Below are 21,243 nucleotides of genomic sequence, written 5' to 3' on the forward strand. Positions count from 1 at the left end.
TCAATGCTCCATGGTCAGGGTCTGATAGATTTCGGGAAGGGCCTTGGGCAGGCGTTCGGGATGGGGCAACAGGGTAAAGCCGATGCGCGAGAAGATGCGTGCGAACCAGTCTTGCCCATCGGCGTCGACGATTACCCCGTGCACCGCCTGTCCCAGCGCTCGCGCTTCGCGCACGGCCATCCGGCTGTCTTCGATCCCGTGCTGCCCTTCGTAGTGGTCAAGATCGTTGGGTTTGCCATCGGTCAGCACCAACAGCAGGCGGCGTTCGGCGCTCTCCTCGGCCAGTTGCGCCGAAACATGTCGGATCGCGGCGCCCAGCCGGGTGTAATGGCCGGGTTTCAACCCGCCGATGCGCGACGTCACGTCCAAAGACATCGGCTCTTCAAAACGTTTGGCACGGTGCAGGAAAACCCGGTCGCGGCGCAACGAGGAAAACCCCCAAATCGCCAAGCGATCCCCGGCGGTGTCGAGGCCCGCTGCAAGGGCAGACAGCGCCTCGCGCGCAACCTCGATCACGGAGGTGTCGCCAATTGCGGCCTCGGTCGAGCGCGAGCAATCCATCAGGATCGCCACCGAGAGGTCACGCGCCATGGGACGGCTGGCTTGCCAGACCCGGTCGCTGCCTTCGTGACCACAGGCGATGTCGGTGTGCGAAGTCACGACGGAATCGAGATCCAGATCATCGCCGTCGATCTGGCGGGGCAGGGTGACGCGGCGGGGGTGCAATGGCGCGAACTGGCGTTTGACCCGCGCGACAAGACGCGGATCGGGGGTATATTCGGCGCGCGGTTTGACCTCGGCTTCCAGCACACGCACGTGGTCAGGCATATACTCGCCGGTCCGGCGGTTCCATTCAGGATAGGTGAACTTGCCCGCCAGCCGTTCATGCTCGGCATCCTGTGGCGACAGGTCCAGCGAAAGACGCAGCCGGGTGGCGGCACGCTTCGCGTGCTGAGACAGGGTCAAATGGTCCTGATCCTCGGCTGCCTTCGCTGCGTTGTCCTGATCGTCGTCGTCGACCATCCGGTTGATGTTCAGGCTTTCTGCCCAGGACATGATCGATTCAAACCGGTGAATGATAAAGCTATCGCGCCGGTTGGCCTGATCCCGGTCTTCCCGCTTGCCCTCTTTGCGGCTTGCCGTGGCAAAGCTGGGCGCTGGCTGCGCCTCGTCCTGTTCTGCAGCGGCGGATTTCCCCGTGATGGACGGCAAAAAGCGCAACCAGAAGGGAACTGGCGCGAAAGAGCGATAGCCCCGTGGCGCGGGGCGGTCCAGCACGTCATCGCCGCCGCGCTGACATCCAATCTGGTCAAGGATCAGCCGCTCGATCGAGGCTTCAAAGCGGGGCAGCGTCGTGCGGTTACGCTGTGCGCAATGTTCCTTGCACATGGCGCTATATGCGTCGCGCAGGCCGGGACAGGCCTCAAACGTGCGGTCCATCGCCCGCGCGTTTGCCGTGATCTGGGCCAGGTCTGATCGGTAGGGATCGCTGTGCCATTCCGGCATTTCGGTAAAGGCCGCGATGGCCGCCAGCCAAAGATAGGCCGCGCGGTTCAAGTCACGCGTCGAGAAGTCTTGCATCGCCGGCGGCAGGCGAAGCCGCTCCCCGTTAAAGTCGGCGACATGCGCCATTTCGCGTGGCGATCCGATCCGGCGGAACACGCCAGGTCTGTGCTCGGAGGCTGCCAGCGGGGAGGGCACGATCTCGACCCCGGCGCCGCCGCCCAAGGCCCGAAACAGCGCGGCGATACTGGGACGCATCACCTCGAAGGTCACCGCCCGGTCAGCGCTGTCTACGGCCCCGGCCCTGCGGGTGGCCAGATCATGCCAGAGGTTGCCAACGGTTTCCTCTGGCTCCATCAAATCGAGAACATGGATCATGGCCCTACCCGTATACGCTGGCGGCAAGATCGCGCAGCGCCTGCTGCACGTCGGCCTCATCAGACAGCGGTTCGATGATCGCTGCCTCGATCGCCCGGTCGATGGGCATTCCCCCGGCGATCATCGTGGCGGCATAGATCAAAAGACGGGTCGAAACCCCCTCTTCCAGATCCATCCCGGACAATTTGCGAATGTGACCGGCCAGACGGACAAGTGCCCCAGCGCGGGATGCGTCCAACCCGCTTTCGCGTGTCACAACCTCGGTTTCGACATCCGGTTCGGGAAAGTCGAACCCGATCGAGACGAACCTTTGCCGGGTTGAGGGTTTCAGCTTTTTAAGGATGTTCTGGTAGCCGGGGTTATAGCTGGCGACGAGCATGAAGGGCCCCGGCGCCTGCAATTCTTCGCCTGTTCGGTCGATGACCAGCCTGCGCCTGTCATCGGTCAGCGGGTGCAAAACAACCGTCACATCCTTACGTGCCTCGACCACTTCGTCGAGATAGCAGATCCCGCCCTCGCGCACGGCGCGTGTCAGGGGGCCATCGACCCAGACGGTTTCCCCCCCTTTCAGAAGGTAGCGCCCGATCAGGTCGGCGGCGCTCAGGTCATCATGGCAGGCCACGGTGTGAAGCGGCAGGCCCAACCGGGCCGCCATATGTTCCACGAACCGGGTCTTGCCGCAGCCGGTCGGCCCCTTCAGAAGAAGGGGCAAACCGTTGGCATGGGCCGTCTCGAACACCGTGCATTCGTCGGCGACGGGTTGGTAGAACGGCAAGGTTGAGGGGGCCATATCTTTCATGGTCACTCTCCCGGTACGGCCACGGGGCCGGGTTTGACGATCTCGCGGCGCACCACGAGCATCGAGTAGATGAAGAGCAGCGCCCCCAGCACCACCGCCACACCCGAGCCGAAGCGCATGATGTAGAAGATGCCAAGCTGGTCCTGCACGTCCATGTAGTAGTCCCCCACAATCCGTTGCATGTGGGTCTGGATCGTTCCGGCGAAGGTCAGCGTGAAGGTCATGAAGGCCATCCCGCCAGTCATCAGCCAGAAAGACACCATGTTGAGCACCTGATTATAGGGTGCACGTTCGCGCAGTTGCGGCATTGCATAGGTGAACATGGCAAGGTTCAGGGCGACATAGGCGCCATAGAACGACAGGTGGCCATGCGCCGCGGTGATCTGCGTGCCGTGAGAATAGTAGTTCACGCCGTGCAGCGTATGCAGGAACCCCCAGACGCCCGCACCGAAGAAGGCAACCGTCGAAGACCCCAGCGACCAGAGCAGCGCGGCCTTGTTCGGATGGTTTTTGCGGCCCTTCCAGACCATGATGAAGGCAAAGGACATCATCGCGAAGAACGGCACCACCTCGAAGGTCGAAAAGATCGAGCCGATCCACTGCCAATATCCGGGCGTGCCGATCCAGTAAAAGTGGTGCCCCGTGCCGAGGATGCCCGAGAACAGCGCCGTGGCGACGATGACGTAAAGCCATTTCTCGATCACTTCGCGGTCAACCCCGGTCAGCTTCAGCATCAGGAAGCCAAGGATCGCGGCCATGACCAGTTCCCATGTCGCTTCGACCCAAAGGTGCACGACGAACCACCAGTACATCTTGTCCAGCGACAGGTTGTCGGGATTGATAAAGGCAAAGATCCAGAGCAGGCAAAGCAGCCACAGGCCCATAAGCAGAATATTGGTGATCGCCGTCTTGCGCCCCGCAAGGACGGTCAGCGTCACGTTCACCAGAAAGATCACTGCCGCCACAAGGATGCCGAACTTGACCCAAAGCGGTTGCTCAAGAAATTCGCGCCCGCCGTGGATGCCGACAAGATAGCTGCCGACAGCGCCAAGCGTGCCGACCACCAGAATGATCAGCTGAAGATAGGCCAGCTTGACCGAGAAGATCTCGCGCTCACTCTCTTCGGGGATCAGGTAGTAGGCGGCACCGAAAAAGCCCAGCAGAAGCCAGACAATCAGCGCGTTGGTGTGGATCATGCGGATGATGTTGAAGGGCAGGATCTCGGACAGGGTGTTGGGTGAAACATAGACCCAGCCCGCGAGAAGGCCGCCCAGCACCTGAATGCCGAACAGCGCCATGGCCACAAGGAAATAGGCGTAGGCCACCTTTTGAGATTGATATTTCATTGATCTTTCTCCTTAGCCCGCGTCCGTCGGCGGCCAGCTTTGGGTATCGGTGTGATCGGCCCAGCGAAGGAATTCGGCCAGCGCCTTCATCTCTTCCTCGGTGATCTCGAAGTGGGGCATTTGACGGCGGCCTTCGATGCCCGAGGGTTGCGCGGCCATCCAGCCATCCAGCATCTCGTAGGCCCCCTGCGGGTCATCCGTGACGCCCCAGCGGGTCATGACGTTGCCCAGTTCGGGCGCGAAATAGGCCCCTTCGCCATGCAGCGTGTGACAGTTGATGCAAGAATGGCGCTCCCACACGTGTTTGCCCAGCTTCACGGCTTCGGTGATGGGCATTCCGGCGGTAGAGGTATTGACGATGTAACGGTGGCTTTGCACCGTCAGGGCCACAAACACGACGACGAAGAAAATTGATCCTCCGTAGAACACGTTTCTGGCCCGCGATTTTGTGAGTATTTCAGACATGTCGCGGTTCCCGACTTTCGTTTCGGATGACCCCGTCGTAAGGGGCGATGACCGACGACTTGTTGCGCAAGCGCAAAGAACTGACCGAAAGATCGACGCATGCTGACCTCTCTGAAAGGAGAGTCCCATGCAACGCAGTGGCTTTGATGACCCGGACTTGCCGCTTTCGGTGCTGTTTTCCGAATGGCCAAGGCTGGTGCGGGTTTTTATGGATCGAGGCATGCTCTGTCCGGGCTGCCCGATCGCGCCGTTCCATACAATCACGGACGCTTGTCTGGAATACGATCTGAACGAAGACGAATTTCGCGCAGACCTGATTGCTGCGCGCGACGACCCTCGCGAGGCTGACTAGCCCTGAAGCCCGCCCAGCAGCACCAACTCATGTGGCGCCGTGACGACAATATGTTTGCGGGTCGATCGGACGATGCCCGCTTTTTCCCATGACGACAGAAGGCGGCTGACCGTGTGCAAGGTTGTGCCAGTCATGTCCGAGATGTTCTGCCGGGTGACGGGAAAGGCGATTTCGATTCCGTCATCGACCTTACGACCGCTCTGGTTCACCATTCGCAACAAAGCGCAGGCAACACGTTTTTCGACGGCCTGTGTGGCCATTTCCGTCAGAGTTTCCTGAATCTGTCCGAGACGCTGGCCAAGCGTCTTGTAGCTTTCGGTGGCGAAGCCGTCGTATTTGCCTGTGAACTCGGACCAAAGCCGCGTCGGCCAGGACAGCGCAAGCGACTCGGCGGCGGCGATGGCCGTGGCCGGATAGGTGGTGCGCTGCAAGGCAGGCGCGATTCCGAACAACTGCCCCGGCGAGATGTGCAAGACAATGATCTGATCTCCTCCGGGCGTGCTGCGGACTACCCTCAGGTATCCATCCAGCAACAAGAAGAAACGCTCTGCGTCATGCCCTTCGTTGAAAATCTCTTTGCCTTCATCGTAGCGGCGCGACGACGCAAGATCGAGGATTTCACGAATCTCCGGTCGCGTCAGCCGGCAAAAGGGCGGCAGACCAGTCAAAAGGCTTTCGTCAAGTTTGGCCACGAATGTCCCGGAAGTTTGTTTCAGAGCAACGTTCAGATCGGTGTCATAGCGCATATCGGTTCCAGACAAAACAACCGGACGACGATGAAAGGAAGTTCCGATGTTCAAGATGATGATGTCCGCCGCTTTGGTAATGGCCGCTGGGGTCGCAAGCGCAGAAACCTTCGAGGTTCATATGCTCAACAAAGGCGAGGCGGGCGCAATGGTTTTCGAACCGGCCTATGTTCATGCCGCGGTTGGCGACGTGATCCACTTTGTCCCCGTCGACAAAGGCCACAACGTCGAAAGCATCGACGACATGCTTCCCGATGGGGTCGAAGAGTTCAAAACCAAATTCAACGAGGAGTTCGAACTGGCTGTCGATCAAGAGGGCGTCTACGGCGTCAAATGCACGCCGCACTACGGTATGGGCATGGTCGCACTGATCCAGGTTGGCGAGGCTGTCAATCTCGAGGCCGCCGCTGCTGTCAAACAAAAAGGCAAGGCCAAGACCCGCATGGCCGACCTGATCGCGATGGTCGAATGACACCCTGCGGCCCATCTTAAGGCCAGATCGGGCGGTGTCTTTGGCACCGCCCGATTGCATTTTCGACAGGAGACGATCCATGACAAAGCGCGCAGAGTTTCATGGCCCCGCACTTTTTTCCTACGGGTTTCGGCCATTCTTTTTGGCGGCGATCCTGTTCGGTTTGTGCGTCGTTCCAATTTGGTGGCTGGTCTTGCAGGGCAGGGTATCCCTGACCGGGGTATTTTCGCCGACCGACTGGCACAGCCATGAAATGATTTATGGCTATGGCACAGCGGTCGTGGCCGGGTTTCTTTTCACAGCCGTTCCCAACTGGACCGGACGTTTGCCGACACGCGGCTGGCCATTGGCCGTGCTTCTGGGCCTTTGGCTTGTCGGGCGTGTTGCGGTCGCCGGATTGATCGGGTTGGGACCTATCAGCGTCGCCTTGCTTGATCAGACGTTTCTACTGGCGGTGGCGGCCATGATCGCGCGCGAGATCTTTGCCGGCAAGAACTGGAAGAACCTTAAGGTTCTTGTGCCGGTCACGCTGTTGTGGGTCTCCAATCTGGCCTTCCATTTTGAGGCCGCCTGGCAGGGCAATGCCGATATCGGCAAACGTCTCGGCATCGCACTGCTGGTGTTTTTAATCCTGCTGATCGGCGGTCGCATCGTCCCGAGTTTCACACGCAACTGGTTGGCGCGCAGGGATGCGGCCCAACTGCCTGTCGCTTTCAATCGCTTTGACGGAGCGACAATCGGGGTCAGTGTCACCGCGTTGCTGGCATGGGTGCTGGCACCGGTTGGAATGGTCTGCGGCGGGCTGTCCTTATTGGCGGCAATCCTGCAAGTCTTGCGGTTGTGGCGGTGGCAGGGGGTAAGGACCTGGCCATCGCCGTTGCTGCTGATGCTGCACATCGCCTATCTGTTCATTCCGCTCGGTTTTCTGGGTGTGGCAGCGGGCGCGCACGGGATCACAACCTTGGCCATGGGGGCGCACCTGTTGGGCATCGGCGCGATCGGCGGCATGACAATTGCAGTTATGATGCGGGCCACGATGGGCCATACAGGTCGTGATCTGAAGGCTGGCGGCATGCTGATCTTGGCCTTTACACTTCTTGTTTGCGCCGCACTATTTCGGGGGATTGCCGAATGGTTTCCCGACATGAGTGCGCAAAGCATCAATCTGGCTGTCGCGCTTTGGACCGCCGCATTCGCCTTGCTGGCATGGCGAATCTCTCCATGGCTGGCGGGCCCGAAAACGGTCCGCTGTGCAGCACCGCGCTAGGCCGTGATGACAAAAGGGATGGTATCGCCAAGTTTTTGGCTACATCTGATCTTGGTTCGGGAACCAAGCGAACATTCCTACTGACACGCCGCGCCCGAAAGGCTTCCGGTGTCCGTGCGCGTCGGATAGGTTAAATCAACAGTCCCGGGCGGAGGCTGCCGCCGCTGTTTCAGCCTTCCCCTTCAACCAGAACGGCGCTGTCGCGGTCGGCCATCTGTGCCAGTTTGACCTGCATTAGCACCGACATCTCATCGTAGTTCGTCCACTCATCGACAATCCGACCGTCCTTGATGTGGAAATGGCTCATGCCCATTATCTGCACGCGTTTGCCGGTAGGTGCACCAAGCTCTTCAAATACGCCCCAGCCAAGGTGATGCCCTTCAATAAGCCAGCGCACGGCCACCTTGGTGCCGCCTTCCTCGCACGGTTGCGAGCATATGTGCTGTGGCATGTAAAAGCCGTCGGGGAAGGAGGAATAGAGCCCGACTGTCTGGTGCGTTACTGCGCCGTGGCCGTAAAGCTCCTTCATCAGCGGTCCGTGGTACTGAACCGTCGGGGCGTAGACATCCCTGATCTTGCCGAACATCCGCTTGTTGTGGATTTCGTGTAGCCACTCGAGGACCTCACGCTCCAGATCGGTGTTCGCGATGGCGGTGTCGGGCTTGCTCTCGGGGGGGTATTGGCCGATCAGGCGGCGGTTTTCACCCATGTCCACGGCCAGAAGCCCCTTGTCGAAATAGCCTTTGGCCAGGTTTTCTGCATAGGCCTGCGGGTCGAGGCCGATCTGCTTGACCTGAGCCATCGTGTCGACCACCAGCCATTCCCGATAGATCATGTTTTCATAGACCATGCAGTCGGCGATGGTGCGCGCAACGAATGTGCGTCCCGTGGGCTTGCCATAAATGCCAAGCTGGGTGTGGCGCCCGGTGCCCGTGACCAGGTGCGAGGTATAAAAGCCGTCGTCCTCGTTGCCGTTCCAGATCACTTGGGTTGCCATGCCGCGGCGTTCGGGCAACATGAACATCCGCTGGATTGTCCCTTGTACCACCTCCTCGCGCGTATAGGTTGTGCCCAAGGCGCTATAGACCACGCAGTTGTGGGTGTAGTGGGTGTAAATCAACCCGACATCGCGCTCGTCCCAGATGCGGTGCGTGCAGCGGATGATGTAATCGACGATGTCGGTATAGATCGGGTCGAAACCCTTCATGGGCTGCACCCGTTCGCGGTCTTCCGGCACGAGATCCACAAAATCGCGGCGCTCAGCCTGAAGAACCCGCGCCTGCGTGTCGTTGCTCTGCGGGGTTGGGGTGCTGTGAGCTGCCTGATCTTTCTCAGGCTGGTCCTTCGTTGCCATCGGTTCGTCCTGATGTTCGAGTTTCAATCAATGCAGTGAACCACCAATTGCATACGCTTGCAAGTCAGGTTTCGATTCGACCACGCCGGAAATGGCTCTGCATGCGCCCAAGCACATCCACGCCCATCTGCATCAGCAGATCGAGGATATCGAGCGGCACCCAGTTTTCGCGGATCAGCCCCTCATGGTGCAGGTAGAAATCCATCACCCGCATCGTCACGGGCCGCCCAGTAGCGCCTACGCCCAGAAAGTCAGGGCCGTTGTGCATGGCAAAGACGCTGGGCCAGCCGCCAGTGACAGAATAAGCGCCGTCACCCACGCGGATATAGTGGCCGCCGCCGTGGCTTGCCTTCAATTCGGCGATCTCATCCCATTGCCCGCCGCCTTTTCGCCCCGGAAAGGCGCGTCGGAACGGCAGTTGGTGATAATCCACAAAGCCTTGAAGTCCGCGCGTGGTGCCGATGCCCGAAGGGCCGTACCACATCATTTTCGGGTGCCAATAGTCCTTCTGTGGCATATTCAGAAGGCCTTCGCGCCCAGCACCTTCAAAGTCGTTGTAAGCGCCCAAAGCTCCATGCATTGAGAGGGTTTGTGCAATGCTGGAGGCGCTCTGATCGGGGTCCTGCGGGGTGAATAGCAGCCCGTCGCCGGTGATCGGGCCGGGCCACATGCCTTCGGTCCCAAGGCTGGGCGCAAGCGGCCAGAATCCCGATTGGCGGATCACGTCGAGAACATCCCAGAGGCAATTGGTCTGAACGATCTTGCGATCCCTGATCTCATGCACCTCGCCATAGCGCAGGTAGACGGGTTGGCCGGTGGCGGGAATGGTCAGCCAATCGCGGCGGAAGGTGCCGCAGTAATGGCCCATCATGGCCACGTAGTCGCGGCCCTCGAACTGTCCGCCCAGAACGATGAGATCACGCCGCTCGAGATCCGGGAGCGCGGCCATTAGGGGCCGCCAAACCGAATCGGCCAGGAAATCCAGGCCCCGGCCTTCGTTCATCGGATGGGCGGCGCGCACCGTGACCTCAGGATGATAGAGCGCACTCATTTGGGCGCCAAGATCAACCTCTCCGGCCTCGCAAAGTGCGGACAGACCGCTGTGCACCCGCGTTTTCAGCGCGGTGATGTCTTCGATCATAGGGACCTCCTTTTGTGAATATATTGACGTCGAAAGGAAAACATTGCAATCGTATTCATGCAGCGCTACGATGGGCAATGTTCCGGGAGAGATGCCGGGCGACATGGGGCAATTGGCCATGATAAGCGCACCGCCCAAGCGGGAGTGAGGCCGGGGCCGCAAACGGGAACAGAACTGGATGGCGCCAGAGGCGCTGGCCGGTGCGCAATTTTACGACGGGAGAGATTGGAATGAATTTTCACGTGAAAGCAACAGTTGCCGCCGGCGCGCTGATTGCATCGGCGGGCGGTGTCTGGGCCGACTGTGGCATTGAAAGCGGCTCGGTTCGCATTCTGTCAAATGACTTCTCGGCGCTGCATGCAGTGGCAAATTGGGCCGAGAAATGCGCCTCCGATACCGTCGAGGTGACTAAGAACCAAACAGAAGAGCACAAGAACATCCAGGTGCCCGCACTGACAACCGATCCCGCCAGCTACACAGTGGCCGTCGTCGCTACCAACTCGGTTGTGCCGCTGCTCAGCGGCGGGCTGATCCGGCCGCTGGATGAATATGTGGAGAAATGGGGCGGTCAGCTTCAGGACAGCCAGAAGATCGTTGTCGACGGCAAGATTATGGCGATTGCCTTCATGGCCAATGCTCAGCACCTGTTTTATCGTGAAGACCTGCTCAAGGAAAATGGCATTGCGGTGCCAACCAGCTTTGATGAGATGTTTGCCGCAGCTGATAAGCTGCGAGACGCCGGCGTGATGGAAACGCCGATTTCCTCAAACTTCAAGCCGGGATGGGATATTGCGGCGGAATTCGTCAACACATACCTCGCGACGGGCAACGATTTCTTCGAGCCGGGCAGCGCCAAGCTGGCGATCGACAACGAAGACGGCCTTCTTGTCCTCGAGAACATGAAGAAGATGCTCGGCTATATGAGCCCGGACTGGGCTACATTTAACAGCAATTCGCAGAAACCTGTTTGGGAGGCCGGTGAAGCGGCATTCTCGATTTCTTGGGGATCTCGCGCGGGAGCCTATATTGCCGACGACAACCCGGCACCAGAAATTGCAGCCAACACGGCCTTTGCCGCTGCGCCCACGATCGGGGGTAAATCCATTCCCTCGGCGGCGCTGTGGTGGGATGGGTTCACTATTGCTAAGAACATTTCCGACGAAGACGCCGAGGCATCGTTCCGCGCGATGATGAATGGCGTCTCGCAGGAGATGATGGCGGAAAACATGGATGCAGCTGTTTGGCTTATCGAGGGTTATGAGCCCACGAAGGCTGCCTCTGGTGTGATCGCCGACCTCAAGGCCGGTGCGCGCGCCTATCCGATGCTGCCTTACATGGGTCTGCTGCACACTGCACTTGGCGATAACCTGGCGGAATTCCTGCAAGGCAATGAAAGCGCCGAGCAAGCTTTGGCAGATGTGACTGCGGCCTATACTACCGCCGCCACCGAAGCCGGTTACCTGAACTAAGTCCAAACCGACAGGGGCCGCCGCCGCGCGGCCCCCTTCACCCCGTTTCTTGGAACGGATTGCTTCGTGTCCGCGTCGGGCGCGACAAGGGGGAAGTCATGCCTCACAAGACGTTCATGGCCTTTATCTGGCCATCACTTCTGGCGATGGTCCTGTTCATCGCGCTGCCGATCGTATCGGTGGGGTACCAGTCGCTTTTCATCGAACACGAACAAATCCTCATCGAGGCTGAGAGCTGCGGGCCTTTCGGTTGCAATATGGAAGTCAGTGTTGATTTCGAAGCGATGCAGGAACTGCGCGAAGAGCAACCTGCAGGGCGTTTTAACGGGACAGGCACCTATACCAACGCGAGCCACCTCGCATTTGATGAGATTGGCGAGATTTTCGCCACCAGCGAAAACTTCGGGGAAATCCGAAACAGGATCATGAACCTGCCGTTCTACAAGGCGCTGATCTTCACGCTGGCCTATACCTTCATCGTGACACCGCTGGTGATCATCTTGGGCTTTGTCATCGCGGTGGTAGTCAACTCTATCCCCAGGCTGCTCAAGGGGCCGGTGATCTTCTTCTCGCTGCTGCCGATGCTGGTCACACCGCTGGTGGGTTCGCTGGTCCTGTTCTGGATGATCGACAGCCGCGGTATCATCGGGGCAGGGCTTCAGACCTTGTTCGGCGATCCCTCGCTGTCGCTCAAAGCTTCGCCGACGCTGACTTGGATAACGCTGTTCGTTTATGGCGTCTGGCACTCCGCGCCCTTTGCGTTTGTGGTGTTTTATGCGGGGTTGCAGACGGTGCCGCAGGATACGATGGAATCGGCCATGGTTGATGGAGCGAGTCGCTGGGAGCGGGTGCGCTTTGTGATCATTCCCTATCTGATGCCGCTGGCGACCTTCGTCGCGCTGATGCAGTTGATGGACAATTTCCGAATCTTCGAGCCGATCATCGGTTTCTCTGCCGCCGCCAGCGCAACCTCGCTCAGCTACTTGATCTACAACGATCTGCGTGCGGCTGAATCGCCGCTCTTCGGCTCTGCCGCGGCGACCTCGATGCTGACCATCCTGGGCGTCATCATTCTGCTTTTGCCTGTGCTGCGCCGCAATTGGCGCGAATTCAACCGCAAGACCTGAGGGAGGCAACAGTATGTCGAGTATCGCTAACAAGAAACCACCGTCGCTGGTGGCCATTTCCACAGTCTTCGTGTTGTTCTGGCTCGTGGTTGCTGCCTTTCCTTTCCTTTGGACGATGTGGGGCTCCTTCAAGGTGGAGGGGGACTTTTTCTCTCGTGCCGACTGGATGAATGCGATCACTGGGCCGGTGACGCTGCGGCAGCATGGCAGTTCCTTCACTGGCGCTGGCTATGAGGGAGCATGGATCGAACAGGAATTCTGGCGCGCGGTGGTCAACACCGGGATCGTCGTGTTCTTTACCGTGGTTATTTCGCTGACATTGGGAACGCTCGGCGGCTACGCGCTGGCGCGTTCGGGCTTCAAATATACCTTCTGGCTGCTGATGGCGGCGCTGGTTTTTCGTGCCATGCCACATGTGACGCTGGTTTCGGGCTACCTGTTGCCGTTCTTTCAGCTCAACATATGGGGTTATTTGCCGACAACGATCATCGTTCTGGTGGCAATCAACCAGCCTTTCACGCTGTGGATGCTGCACAGCTTTTTCCTGTCGATTCCGAAGGATCTGGACGAGGCCGCTATGGTCGACGGCTGCACAAGGTTCCAAGCCTTTCGGCTGGCAATCATCCCGGTGATGTGGCCGGGGGTGGTTACGACTGGTTTGTTCAGCTTTCTGCTGGCCTACAACGATTTCACCGTCACCTCGATGCTGCTCACGCAGGAAAACGCGACGATGATCCCCAAGATCAACTCGTTCCTGGGCTCGACCCAGGAAGAGGGCAAGGTGATGTATGCCGTCGCCGCCGTGGTCTCGGCCATCGTGCCGCTTTTCGTGCTCATTCTGTTCTTCCAACGCCAAATCGTAAGCGGCCTGACCGCTGGCGCCGTCAAGGGATAAGGGGCTTTCATCATGGCCAGACTGCAACTCAAGAACGTCAATAAACGCTGGGGCTCCTTTGTTGGCGTCGACAATTTCGACCTCGACATCGCGGATCAGGAATTCCTCGTCCTGCTGGGGCCGTCGGGCTGCGGGAAATCCACCACCATGCGGATGATCGCCGGGTTGGAGGATGTGACTGATGGTGAAATATGGCTGGGCGACCGGGTGGTAAACAAGCTGGAGCCGAAGGACCGGGACATCTCGATGGTGTTCCAGTCCTATGGGCTTTACCCGAATCTCAGTGTCTATGAGAACATCCGCTTCCCGCTTCGGGTGCGCAAAGTACCGAAAGAGAAGCATCACGAGATGGTCATGAAGGCCATCGAAATGGTGGAGTTGGGTGATTTCATGGATCGTCGCCCGGCCGAGCTTTCGGGGGGGCAGCGTCAGCGCGTGGCGCTGGGGCGTGCCATCGTGCGCAAGCCCACGGTCTTTCTGATGGACGAGCCGTTGTCGAACCTTGATGCCAAGCTGCGCGTAAGCACGCGGGCGCAAATCAAGAATCTGCAATCCAAGCTGAAGACCACAACTGTCTATGTGACCCACGACCAGATCGAAGCCATGACGCTGGCTGATCGCGTTGTTGTCATGAACAAGGGCAAGATCCAGCAGGTCGGAACGCCCACCGACATCTACGACAACCCGGCCAATACGTTTGTTGCCAGCTTCATCGGCTCTCCGGCGATGAACCTGGTCGAGGGCAAACTGGAAGACGGGATATTCGAAGGCGAGGGCATCCGAGTCGAGGGTCTGCCAACTGGACCCTCCGGCAATATCACGCTGGGTTTTCGCGCCGAGGATGCGGAGATCGTCGAAGGCTCTGGCCAGATCGCGGCGCCGATGTACTCGATCGAGCTTCTGGGCGAGGCATCAATGATCACCTGGCGGCTTGGTGGGGCGCTGGTTTCGATCAAGACCAACAAGGAATACCGGGCCGAGATCGGGGATATGGTTCATGCCCGCATACCGGCCGAGATCTGCCACCTGTTTGATACCGCCAGCGGAGAAAGGATCGAACGCGAATGACCGCCGAAGAGAAAGCCGAGGCAACGCGTCAGGTCATACTTCGGATGGAAAAGGCGCTTGGCGCAAATTCCAATGACATGGCGGCGCATTTCCATGAGGATTTCCGCTGGATGGGCAATCAGGGGTGCGGCACGAAAATTGGCCTCGATGCCTTTCGCCGCAACTGGCAGTTGCCTTTGCGCGCCGCGTTCACGGAACGCGACTACAAGACCGATCGCTTTATCTGCGAAGGAGAATGGGCGTCGTGTTTTGGCCATATCGAGGCTACCCATTCGGGCGAATTCATGGGGATTGCCGCCACCGGCAAGCGGGTGAAGATCCCCTATATGGATTTCTGGAAAGTGGTGGATGGGCGCATTGCTGACAACTGGGTATCGGTCGACTTTCCCGCCGTTCTGGCCCAACTGGGCTGCGATGTTTTTGACGGACAGGGCTGGGAGCACCTCGATGACGGCAAGCTCACGCCCCTAAATGCAAAAGAGGACCAAACATGACCATCACCTACCTCAAGCGTGGCAGAGCCGAAGCCGATCGCGCCGAAGACGACGCCAAGACTGCCGCTGTGGTGGCCTCTACACTCAAGGAAATCGAGCTGCGCGGCGACGAGGCGGTGCGCGAACTGGCGGTAAAATTCGATCACTACGACCGTGAAAGCTATCGCCTCAGCACCGATGAGATCGAGGCGATCATCGCCAAGGTCAGTCCGCAGGATCTGGAGGACATAAAGTTCGCACAGGCGCAGGTGAAAAACTTTGCCCAAGCGCAGCGCGACTCAATGCTCGACATCGAGATTGAAACGCTGCCCGGCGTGATTCTTGGCCACAAGAATATCCCTGTTCAGTCCGTAGGCTGCTATGTGCCAGGCGGCAAGTTTCCGATGGTTGCCAGCGCGCACATGTCAGTCGCCACGGCCAAGGTAGCGGGTGTGCCGCGCATCGTGGCTTGCACGCCCCCCTTCAACGGCGAGCCGAACCCCGGCGTGATTGCGGCGATGCATCTTGGCGGTGCGGACGAGATCTATGTGCTGGGTGGTATTCAGGCGGTCGGGGCCATGGCCATCGGCACCCAGAGCATTGCACCGGTGCATCTGCTTGTGGGTCCCGGCAATGCCTTCGTGGCCGAGGCCAAGCGCCAGCTTTTCGGCCGCGTCGGCATCGACCTGTTCGCAGGCCCGACCGAGACCATGGTGATCGCCGACGAAAGTGCTGCTGATGCGGAACTCTGCGCCACCGACCTTTTGGGTCAGGCAGAGCACGGATATAACAGTCCCTGCGTGTTGCTGACCAATTCCGAGAAACTGGCCAAGGCAACCCTGTCCGAGATTGACCGCCTTTTGGGCATCCTGCCCACTGCCGACACCGCCAAGGTCAGCTGGGATGTCTATGGCGAAGTCATCGTTTGTGACACATACGAGGAAATGCTCGAAGTGGCGGATGACATCGCATCGGAACATGTGCAGGTGATGACCGACCGCGATGACTGGTTTCTGGAGAACATGACCTGCTATGGCGCGTTGTTCCTTGGGCCACGGACGAACGTGGCCAATGGCGATAAGGTAATCGGCACCAACCATACGCTGCCGACCAAAAAGGCCGGGCGTTATACCGGCGGGCTCTGGGTGGGCAAGTACTTGAAAACCCACAGCTATCAAAAGATCACATCCGATGAGGCCGCGGCGCGCATCGGCGCCTATGGGTCGCGGCTTTGCCTGCTCGAAGGCTTTGTTGGCCATGCCGAGCAATGCAACGTGCGGGTGCGCCGCTATGGCGGTGTGAACGTGCCCTATGGCGGGGCGGCGCGCCTGCCGGAGGCGGCGGAGTGAAGTTGCCGCGTACACCTTCCCTGCGCCTTGATGGCAAACGCGCGCTGGTGACCGGCGCGTCTTCGGGCATCGGTCAGGCCTGCGCCGTGGCGCTGGCCGAGGCGGGCGCGCATGTGATCTGCGCGGCGCGCGGTCTGGATCGTTTGAACGAGACGGTGGATGCGATGCAGGTCGAGGGCTGGTCGGCTGAAGCACTGGCGATTGACATCAGTGATCTGGAGGCCATGCGCAAAGCGCTGGCAGGCGTAAGCCTTGATGTCGTGGTCAACTCGGCCGGTCTGGCCCGCCACAGCCCGGCACTTGAGACCACACCCGAGGATTTTGACGTGGTCATGGGCGTCAACCTGCGCGCCGCCTATTTCCTTTCCGTCGCGGCAGCGAAATCCATGTCCGATAGGGGCGGGTCGATCATTCATATCAGCAGTCAAATGGGCCATGTCGGCGGAATTGACAGAGCCGTGTACTGCGCTTCGAAACATGGGCTTGAAGGCATGATCAAGTCGATGGCCATTGAATGGGGCAAAGCGCAGATCCGGGTCAATTCAATTTGCCCGACCTTCATCCGCACGCCGCTGACTGAACAAACCTTCAACAACCCTGAGCGCGCAGCATGGATCGCGGAAAAGATAAAACTTGGCCGCGTCGGCGAGGTGGAAGACATCATGGGGGCCGTGCTTTATCTGGCTTCCGATGCCTCGGCTCTGGTAACCGGTACGTCGTTGTTGATTGACGGAGGTTGGACGGCGGATTGATGGCAGGTGAACGTGTAACATCGATACAGGTGGCGCGGCGCGCCGGGGTGAGCCAATCGGCAGTGAGCCGGGTTTTCACTCCCGGCGCCAGCGTGTCCAAGGCGACCCGCGAAAAGGTCGAGCGCGCCTCCGAGGAACTGGGTTATCGGCCCAATGTTCTGGCGCGCGCGATGATCACCGGGCGGTCGCGCATCATCGGTCTGGTTGTCGCCTACCTGGAAAACCAGTTTTACCCGGAAGTGGTAGAGCGCCTGTCGGTTGCGCTTCAGAACAAGGGTTATCATGTGCTGGTCTTCATGTCCTCGCCGACGGTGGGTGACGTGCAGGACGTGATGCGCGAAATTCTGGATTATCAGGTGGATGGCATCGTTCTGGCTTCGGTCTCCATGTCTTCTGTGCTGGCGCGGCGCTGCCATGACCACGGTATCCCGGTGGTACTGTTCAACCGCGAACAGGACGATCCCGGTATGTCCTCGGTGACCACCAACAACTACCTCGGCGGACGCGAGATTGCCGCGCATTTCGCGGCCGCGGGTCACCAGAAGATCGGCTATATCGCAGGGCTCGAAGAAGCCTCGACCCAAAGGGATCGCGAGGCGGGCTTTATTGCCGGATTGGAGGAAGCCGGATTGTCGCTTGGGGCGCGCGAACTGGGCAACTTCGAATACGACCGCACCCGCGCAGCCGCACTGGAGATGTTTGCCGGGCGCGACTTTCCCGAAGCGGTGTTCGTCTGCAACGATCACATGGCCTTTGCCACGATGGATGTGATCCGGTCCAAGCTGGGCCTGCGCATCCCCGAAGACGTGGCCGTGGCCGGATTTGACGATGTGCCTATCGCCGCCTGGCCCGCCTATGACCTGACAAGCTATCGCCAGCCCATCAACCGACTGGTGGCGCATACCGTGGACATCCTTCTGCGCCGTATCGACGACAGTGCGGCCCCACCCGAGCGCATAAAACTCGATGGCGAGTTGAAGGTGCGCGGATCGACCAAGAACACTGGAGACACCTGAATGCGGGGATTTGACCCGAAGTGGTGCGATGTGCCGCATTACATCATCGGTATCACCAAGCAGATTTGGGAGGACCGCGAGATTGGTGCTTTGCGGCATCTTTATGCGCCGGGGCTGATCGTCCGCTCGCCCGCCTCGGTGGTGAGGGAAAATTCCAATGTCATCGCCGCCACCATGGCCACGCTGGCGGAATTTCCCGACCGAGAGCTTCTGGGTGAGGATGTGATCTGGTGCGAGGACGAACAAGGTGCCACGGATACATCCGATGCCTTCCTGTCGTCGCACCGGCTGATCTGTACCGCGACGCACAGCCATCCCGGCGTGTATGGCGCACCGACGGGACGCCGGGTGACTTATCGCATTTTGGCCGATTGTGCGATCCGAGATGGCGCGGTCTATGACGAATGGCTGGTGCGCGACCAATCCGCCATTGTGACTCAGATGGGCTTTGACCAAGTCGACTGGACCCGCGAACTGATCACTCGCGAGGGCGGGCCGGAGCAATGCGTGAAGCCGATGACCCCCGCAAATGACGTGGCCGGCCCCTATGACCGGCCCGGAAACGACAATGAATGGGGCCAGCGCTATGCCGACGTGCTCGGTTCCATCATGGCCGCCAACATGGACGTTATCCCACGCGCATATGACCGTGCGGTGGAACTGCACTACCCCGGCGGTCAGGACGGTCTTGGTTGGGGCGATGCCGATCGGTTCTGGATGGGGCTGCGCGCCGCCTTTCCGACGGCCGATTTCAAGATCGAGCATGTGGTGGGTCGCGACGACCCCCTGATGCCACCCCGTGCCGCGGTGCGTTGGAGCCTTCACGGCAGACACTCGGGCTGGGGCCGGTTCGGGCAACCGACCGGTGCGGATATCTATGTCATGGGGATCAGCCATTGCGATTTCGGCCCTTTCGGGGGCGCGGGCCAGTGGGGTCAGCCGACAGTGCGCCGCGAATTCACCTTGATTGACGAAACCGCGATCTGGAAACAGATCCTCCTGCAAACCGGAGATCACGAATGAAGGGGTTTTCCGACAATTTTCGAGACCTGCCTGATTACATCCTGAAGATCACCAAGGAGATCTGGGAAGATCGCGGGCTGGCCAAGCTGCATCGGTATTATGGCAGGGACATTCCCATGCGCTTCCCTTCGGGATTGCTGACGGGCAATGCGGGCGTGATCGACGGCACAATGGCCACGCTGGCCGAATTTCCCGACCGGCAGCTTCTGGGTGAGGATGTGATCTGGTCCGAAGGGCCGGAAGAGGGCCGTTACCTGTCTTCGCACCGCATCGTGACGATGGGCACCCACACCGGCCACGGCGCCTTTGGTCCGCCCACGGGCAAGAGCTTTGCCATCCGGGTGATCGCCGATTGCGCCGCCAGGGCCGATGTCATCGACGATGAATGGTTGATCCGTGATGTCGGCGGCATTGCCCGGCAGCTGGGATGGGACCCTGCGGATTATGCCCGTTACCAGATCGAGATGGAGGGCGGGCCGGACAAATGCCAACGCCCTTTTCAGCCCGGTGACGACGTGCAAGGACCATATACCGGGCGCGGCAATGACAGCGAATGGGGGGCGCGGCTGGCGGATATCCTGACCCGGATGATGGACAAGGATTTCACCGTAGTCCGACAGGAATACGATCGCGCGGTGCGCACCGAGCACTGGGGCGCACGCGGCGGCTGGTCCTACGACTTCGCGGAAACTGACTGGATGCGGCTGCGCTCTTCCTTCCCCAACGCCAAGTTTGAAATCCACCACCAGATTGGCCGCGCCGACCCGGGTACAGCCAACCGCGCGGCGGTGCGCTGGTCTCTTACCGGCAGGCATTCCGGTCACGGCTTTTTCGGCGCGCCCACCGGGGCCGAGGTGCATGTGATGGGGGCCACCCACGCCGAATGGGGCCAATGGGGCCTGCGCCGGGAATTCACCATCATCGACGAGGTTGCGATCTGGAAGCAAATCCTGCTTCACGAGGGCCGGGCGTCATGATCTCTCACGCGCGATGGATGGATGTTTTGCACGGCTATCTGGCCAGTCGTCGCGCCCGGCGGCTCAACAATCACCCACCCGGGTGTGCGAGCAAATTCGAAGCAATTTGTTCAACCCGCCGCGGCACGCGAGGCCCGGCAAACCTAGGAACGCCATCATGACTCCGCAAGACATGGAAACCCGCATCGTCCGCTACGGCGACTTGCACCCTTGCAAGACCGCCTTTATTGACGCCCATACCCCGGGCAGCGACCAGAAGGAGAACTTTACCATCATCGGTGGCGGGGTCTCGGAATCCCCCGATCAGCACGTGCACATTACAATTCCGCACGGATTCAACATCGGTGCCGCCGGTCAGCCGCCGAAGTGCCGCAACTCGATGCACAACCATCGCACCGCCGAAGTGTTTTTCGTACTTTCAGGACGCTGGCGCTTTTTCTGGGGCGAAAAGGGCGATGCGGGTGAGGTGATCCTTGAAGAAGGCGACATCTTCAACATCCCGACCAACATCTTTCGCGGGTTCGAGAATGTCGGCACCGACTACGGGATGATCATGGCAATCCTTGGCGGCGATGATGCCGGCGGCGGCGTGATCTGGGCCCCGCATGTGATCGAGGATGCCAAGGCGCATGGGCTGATCCTGGGCGACAACGGCAAGCTATATGACAGCAAGAAGGGTCAGAGTCTGCCGAAAGGCGTCGGACCCATGCCGCTCCTGACCAAGGAAGAGCTGGCCAAGGTCGATTGTCCCTCAGCGAAAGAGGTGGTCGGCGGCTTTGTGCGCCGTTATCTCGACATGGTGGCGCTGGCAAACGAGGGCCCGGTCAAGGTGATCGGAGTGACCGGCATCATCCGTGACAAGCCCGGCTTCGAGGTAGATTTTCTCACCCGCGCCAATGCGCGCGCAGAAGTGCACGAGCACGATAAGCCTTCGGTCCTGATGCCGGTCAAGGGCCACTGGCGCGTTGAGTGGGACGGCGGCAGCGCCACCTTGGCGCCCGGCGACACAATGAGCGTGCCCGAAAACCTCGCGCATTCCGCGGTGCCGTCGATGACGGGAGAGGCGGCACTCTATCATGTCATCGCCACCGGAGATCCCGCCGGTCAGACTTGGCGGGGCTAAGGTGAAGGCCGCCGATCCGGTAGCCATTCAGGCGGTCAACGGGGCCGCAGTCTTTACCTGTCACGGGCGAGGGGAGCGCGCGCTCATTGAGGCATCGGGTTGGTCTATTGGCCGAAGTCCCGGAATGAAACAGCCACAGCCTGCTGAT

General features: G+C 59.9%; 21 protein-coding genes. 14 read left to right on the forward strand and 7 right to left on the reverse strand.

Translation table 11 applies throughout. From position 1 onward, the window contains the following. Genes ACOYQJ_RS09405 through ACOYQJ_RS09420 form a run of 4 tightly spaced genes read right to left on the reverse strand, consistent with a single transcriptional unit; the run spans position 1 to position 4,491 of the window. Positions 1 to 1,881 (reverse strand): nitric oxide reductase activation protein NorD, encoded by a 1,881-nt coding sequence (locus ACOYQJ_RS09405; protein WP_422905768.1) that lies wholly within the window; start codon positions 1,879 to 1,881, stop codon positions 1 to 3. Positions 1,882 to 1,885: 4 nt separating this feature from the next. Beyond that, positions 1,886 to 2,680: a CbbQ/NirQ/NorQ/GpvN family protein gene (locus tag ACOYQJ_RS09410; RefSeq protein ID WP_422905769.1), complete on the reverse strand. Its 795-nt coding sequence runs from the start codon at positions 2,678 to 2,680 to the stop codon at positions 1,886 to 1,888. A gap of 2 nt (positions 2,681 to 2,682) precedes the next feature. Beyond that, the gene (locus ACOYQJ_RS09415; RefSeq protein WP_422905770.1) at positions 2,683 to 4,026 is read right to left on the reverse strand and encodes a cbb3-type cytochrome c oxidase subunit I; all 1,344 of its coding nucleotides are present in this window, start codon (positions 4,024 to 4,026) and stop codon (positions 2,683 to 2,685) included. Between the two features lie 12 nt (positions 4,027 to 4,038). After that, the gene (locus ACOYQJ_RS09420; protein WP_422905771.1) at positions 4,039 to 4,491 is read right to left on the reverse strand and encodes a c-type cytochrome; all 453 of its coding nucleotides are present in this window, start codon (positions 4,489 to 4,491) and stop codon (positions 4,039 to 4,041) included. A 127-nt stretch (positions 4,492 to 4,618) separates the two neighbouring features. Here ACOYQJ_RS09420 and ACOYQJ_RS09425 point away from each other — a divergent pair, with 127 nt between their 5' ends. Continuing rightward, positions 4,619 to 4,843, forward strand: a complete 225-nt coding sequence (locus ACOYQJ_RS09425; protein WP_422905772.1) for a DUF1858 domain-containing protein — start codon at positions 4,619 to 4,621, stop codon at positions 4,841 to 4,843. Here the strand turns inward: ACOYQJ_RS09425 and ACOYQJ_RS09430 are convergent. After that, entirely contained in the window at positions 4,840 to 5,535 is a 696-nt protein-coding gene (locus tag ACOYQJ_RS09430; RefSeq protein WP_422905982.1) for a Crp/Fnr family transcriptional regulator, read from the reverse strand. The two genes, ACOYQJ_RS09425 and ACOYQJ_RS09430, sit on opposite strands and share 4 nt — an antisense overlap. Before the next feature lie 100 nt (positions 5,536 to 5,635). Here ACOYQJ_RS09430 and ACOYQJ_RS09435 point away from each other — a divergent pair, with 100 nt between their 5' ends. Together ACOYQJ_RS09435 and ACOYQJ_RS09440 are read left to right on the forward strand one after the other, a co-directional pair. After that, on the forward strand, positions 5,636 to 6,061 hold the full coding sequence (locus ACOYQJ_RS09435) for a pseudoazurin (protein WP_422905773.1): 426 nt from the start codon (positions 5,636 to 5,638) through the stop codon (positions 6,059 to 6,061). A 79-nt stretch (positions 6,062 to 6,140) separates the two neighbouring features. Then, on the forward strand, positions 6,141 to 7,328 hold the full coding sequence (locus ACOYQJ_RS09440) for an NnrS family protein (protein WP_422905774.1): 1,188 nt from the start codon (positions 6,141 to 6,143) through the stop codon (positions 7,326 to 7,328). Between the two features lie 169 nt (positions 7,329 to 7,497). Here ACOYQJ_RS09440 and ACOYQJ_RS09445 read toward each other — a convergent pair whose 3' ends face one another. Both ACOYQJ_RS09445 and ACOYQJ_RS09450 read right to left on the reverse strand, forming a co-directional pair. After that, positions 7,498 to 8,682, reverse strand: coding sequence for a nuclear transport factor 2 family protein (locus ACOYQJ_RS09445; RefSeq protein WP_422905775.1), 1,185 nt, complete (start codon positions 8,680 to 8,682; stop codon positions 7,498 to 7,500). A 64-nt stretch (positions 8,683 to 8,746) separates the two neighbouring features. Next, positions 8,747 to 9,823 carry a nuclear transport factor 2 family protein gene (locus ACOYQJ_RS09450; protein WP_422905776.1) on the reverse strand — a complete coding sequence of 359 codons (1,077 nt, stop codon included), beginning with the start codon at positions 9,821 to 9,823 and terminating at the stop codon, positions 8,747 to 8,749. A 230-nt stretch (positions 9,824 to 10,053) separates the two neighbouring features. On the opposite strand from ACOYQJ_RS09450, the gene ACOYQJ_RS09455 reads away from it, so the two are divergent. The 11 genes from ACOYQJ_RS09455 to ACOYQJ_RS09505 all read left to right on the forward strand — a co-directional run bounded on the left by ACOYQJ_RS09455 (position 10,054) and on the right by ACOYQJ_RS09505 (position 21,095). Then, complete coding sequence (locus tag ACOYQJ_RS09455; protein ID WP_422905777.1) at positions 10,054 to 11,292, forward strand: ABC transporter substrate-binding protein; 1,239 nt, start codon at positions 10,054 to 10,056, stop codon at positions 11,290 to 11,292. A 98-nt stretch (positions 11,293 to 11,390) separates the two neighbouring features. Further along, complete coding sequence (locus ACOYQJ_RS09460; RefSeq protein WP_422905778.1) at positions 11,391 to 12,419, forward strand: carbohydrate ABC transporter permease; 1,029 nt, start codon at positions 11,391 to 11,393, stop codon at positions 12,417 to 12,419. Between the two features lie 13 nt (positions 12,420 to 12,432). Continuing rightward, complete coding sequence (locus ACOYQJ_RS09465) at positions 12,433 to 13,314, forward strand: carbohydrate ABC transporter permease (protein ID WP_422905779.1); 882 nt, start codon at positions 12,433 to 12,435, stop codon at positions 13,312 to 13,314. A gap of 12 nt (positions 13,315 to 13,326) precedes the next feature. Next, on the forward strand, positions 13,327 to 14,382 hold the full coding sequence (locus ACOYQJ_RS09470; RefSeq protein ID WP_422905780.1) for an ABC transporter ATP-binding protein: 1,056 nt from the start codon (positions 13,327 to 13,329) through the stop codon (positions 14,380 to 14,382). Continuing rightward, a complete protein-coding gene (locus tag ACOYQJ_RS09475; RefSeq protein ID WP_422905781.1) occupies positions 14,379 to 14,876 on the forward strand; it encodes an ester cyclase in 498 nt (165 codons plus the stop codon). The genes ACOYQJ_RS09470 and ACOYQJ_RS09475 overlap by 4 nt, the downstream gene beginning before the upstream one ends. After that, positions 14,873 to 16,204 carry a histidinol dehydrogenase gene (gene hisD, locus ACOYQJ_RS09480; RefSeq protein WP_422905782.1) on the forward strand — a complete coding sequence of 444 codons (1,332 nt, stop codon included), beginning with the start codon at positions 14,873 to 14,875 and terminating at the stop codon, positions 16,202 to 16,204. Before ACOYQJ_RS09475 ends, hisD begins: the two co-directional genes overlap by 4 nt. Further along, positions 16,201 to 16,956, forward strand: coding sequence for an SDR family NAD(P)-dependent oxidoreductase (locus tag ACOYQJ_RS09485; protein ID WP_422905783.1), 756 nt, complete (start codon positions 16,201 to 16,203; stop codon positions 16,954 to 16,956). Before hisD ends, ACOYQJ_RS09485 begins: the two co-directional genes overlap by 4 nt. Then, positions 16,956 to 17,972: a LacI family DNA-binding transcriptional regulator gene (locus ACOYQJ_RS09490; RefSeq protein WP_422905784.1), complete on the forward strand. Its 1,017-nt coding sequence runs from the start codon at positions 16,956 to 16,958 to the stop codon at positions 17,970 to 17,972. Before ACOYQJ_RS09485 ends, ACOYQJ_RS09490 begins: the two co-directional genes overlap by 1 nt. Next, complete coding sequence (locus tag ACOYQJ_RS09495; RefSeq protein ID WP_422905785.1) at positions 17,973 to 18,995, forward strand: nuclear transport factor 2 family protein; 1,023 nt, start codon at positions 17,973 to 17,975, stop codon at positions 18,993 to 18,995. It abuts the gene before it with no gap. Continuing rightward, complete coding sequence (locus ACOYQJ_RS09500; RefSeq protein ID WP_422905786.1) at positions 18,992 to 19,972, forward strand: nuclear transport factor 2 family protein; 981 nt, start codon at positions 18,992 to 18,994, stop codon at positions 19,970 to 19,972. The genes ACOYQJ_RS09495 and ACOYQJ_RS09500 overlap by 4 nt, the downstream gene beginning before the upstream one ends. Before the next feature lie 157 nt (positions 19,973 to 20,129). Further along, on the forward strand, positions 20,130 to 21,095 hold the full coding sequence (locus ACOYQJ_RS09505) for a cupin domain-containing protein (protein ID WP_422905787.1): 966 nt from the start codon (positions 20,130 to 20,132) through the stop codon (positions 21,093 to 21,095). The last annotated feature ends 148 nt before the right edge of the window (positions 21,096 to 21,243 follow it).

This window comes from Pacificoceanicola algae (assembly GCF_049341065.1).
Taxonomy (GTDB): Bacteria; Pseudomonadota; Alphaproteobacteria; order Rhodobacterales; family Rhodobacteraceae; genus Pacificoceanicola.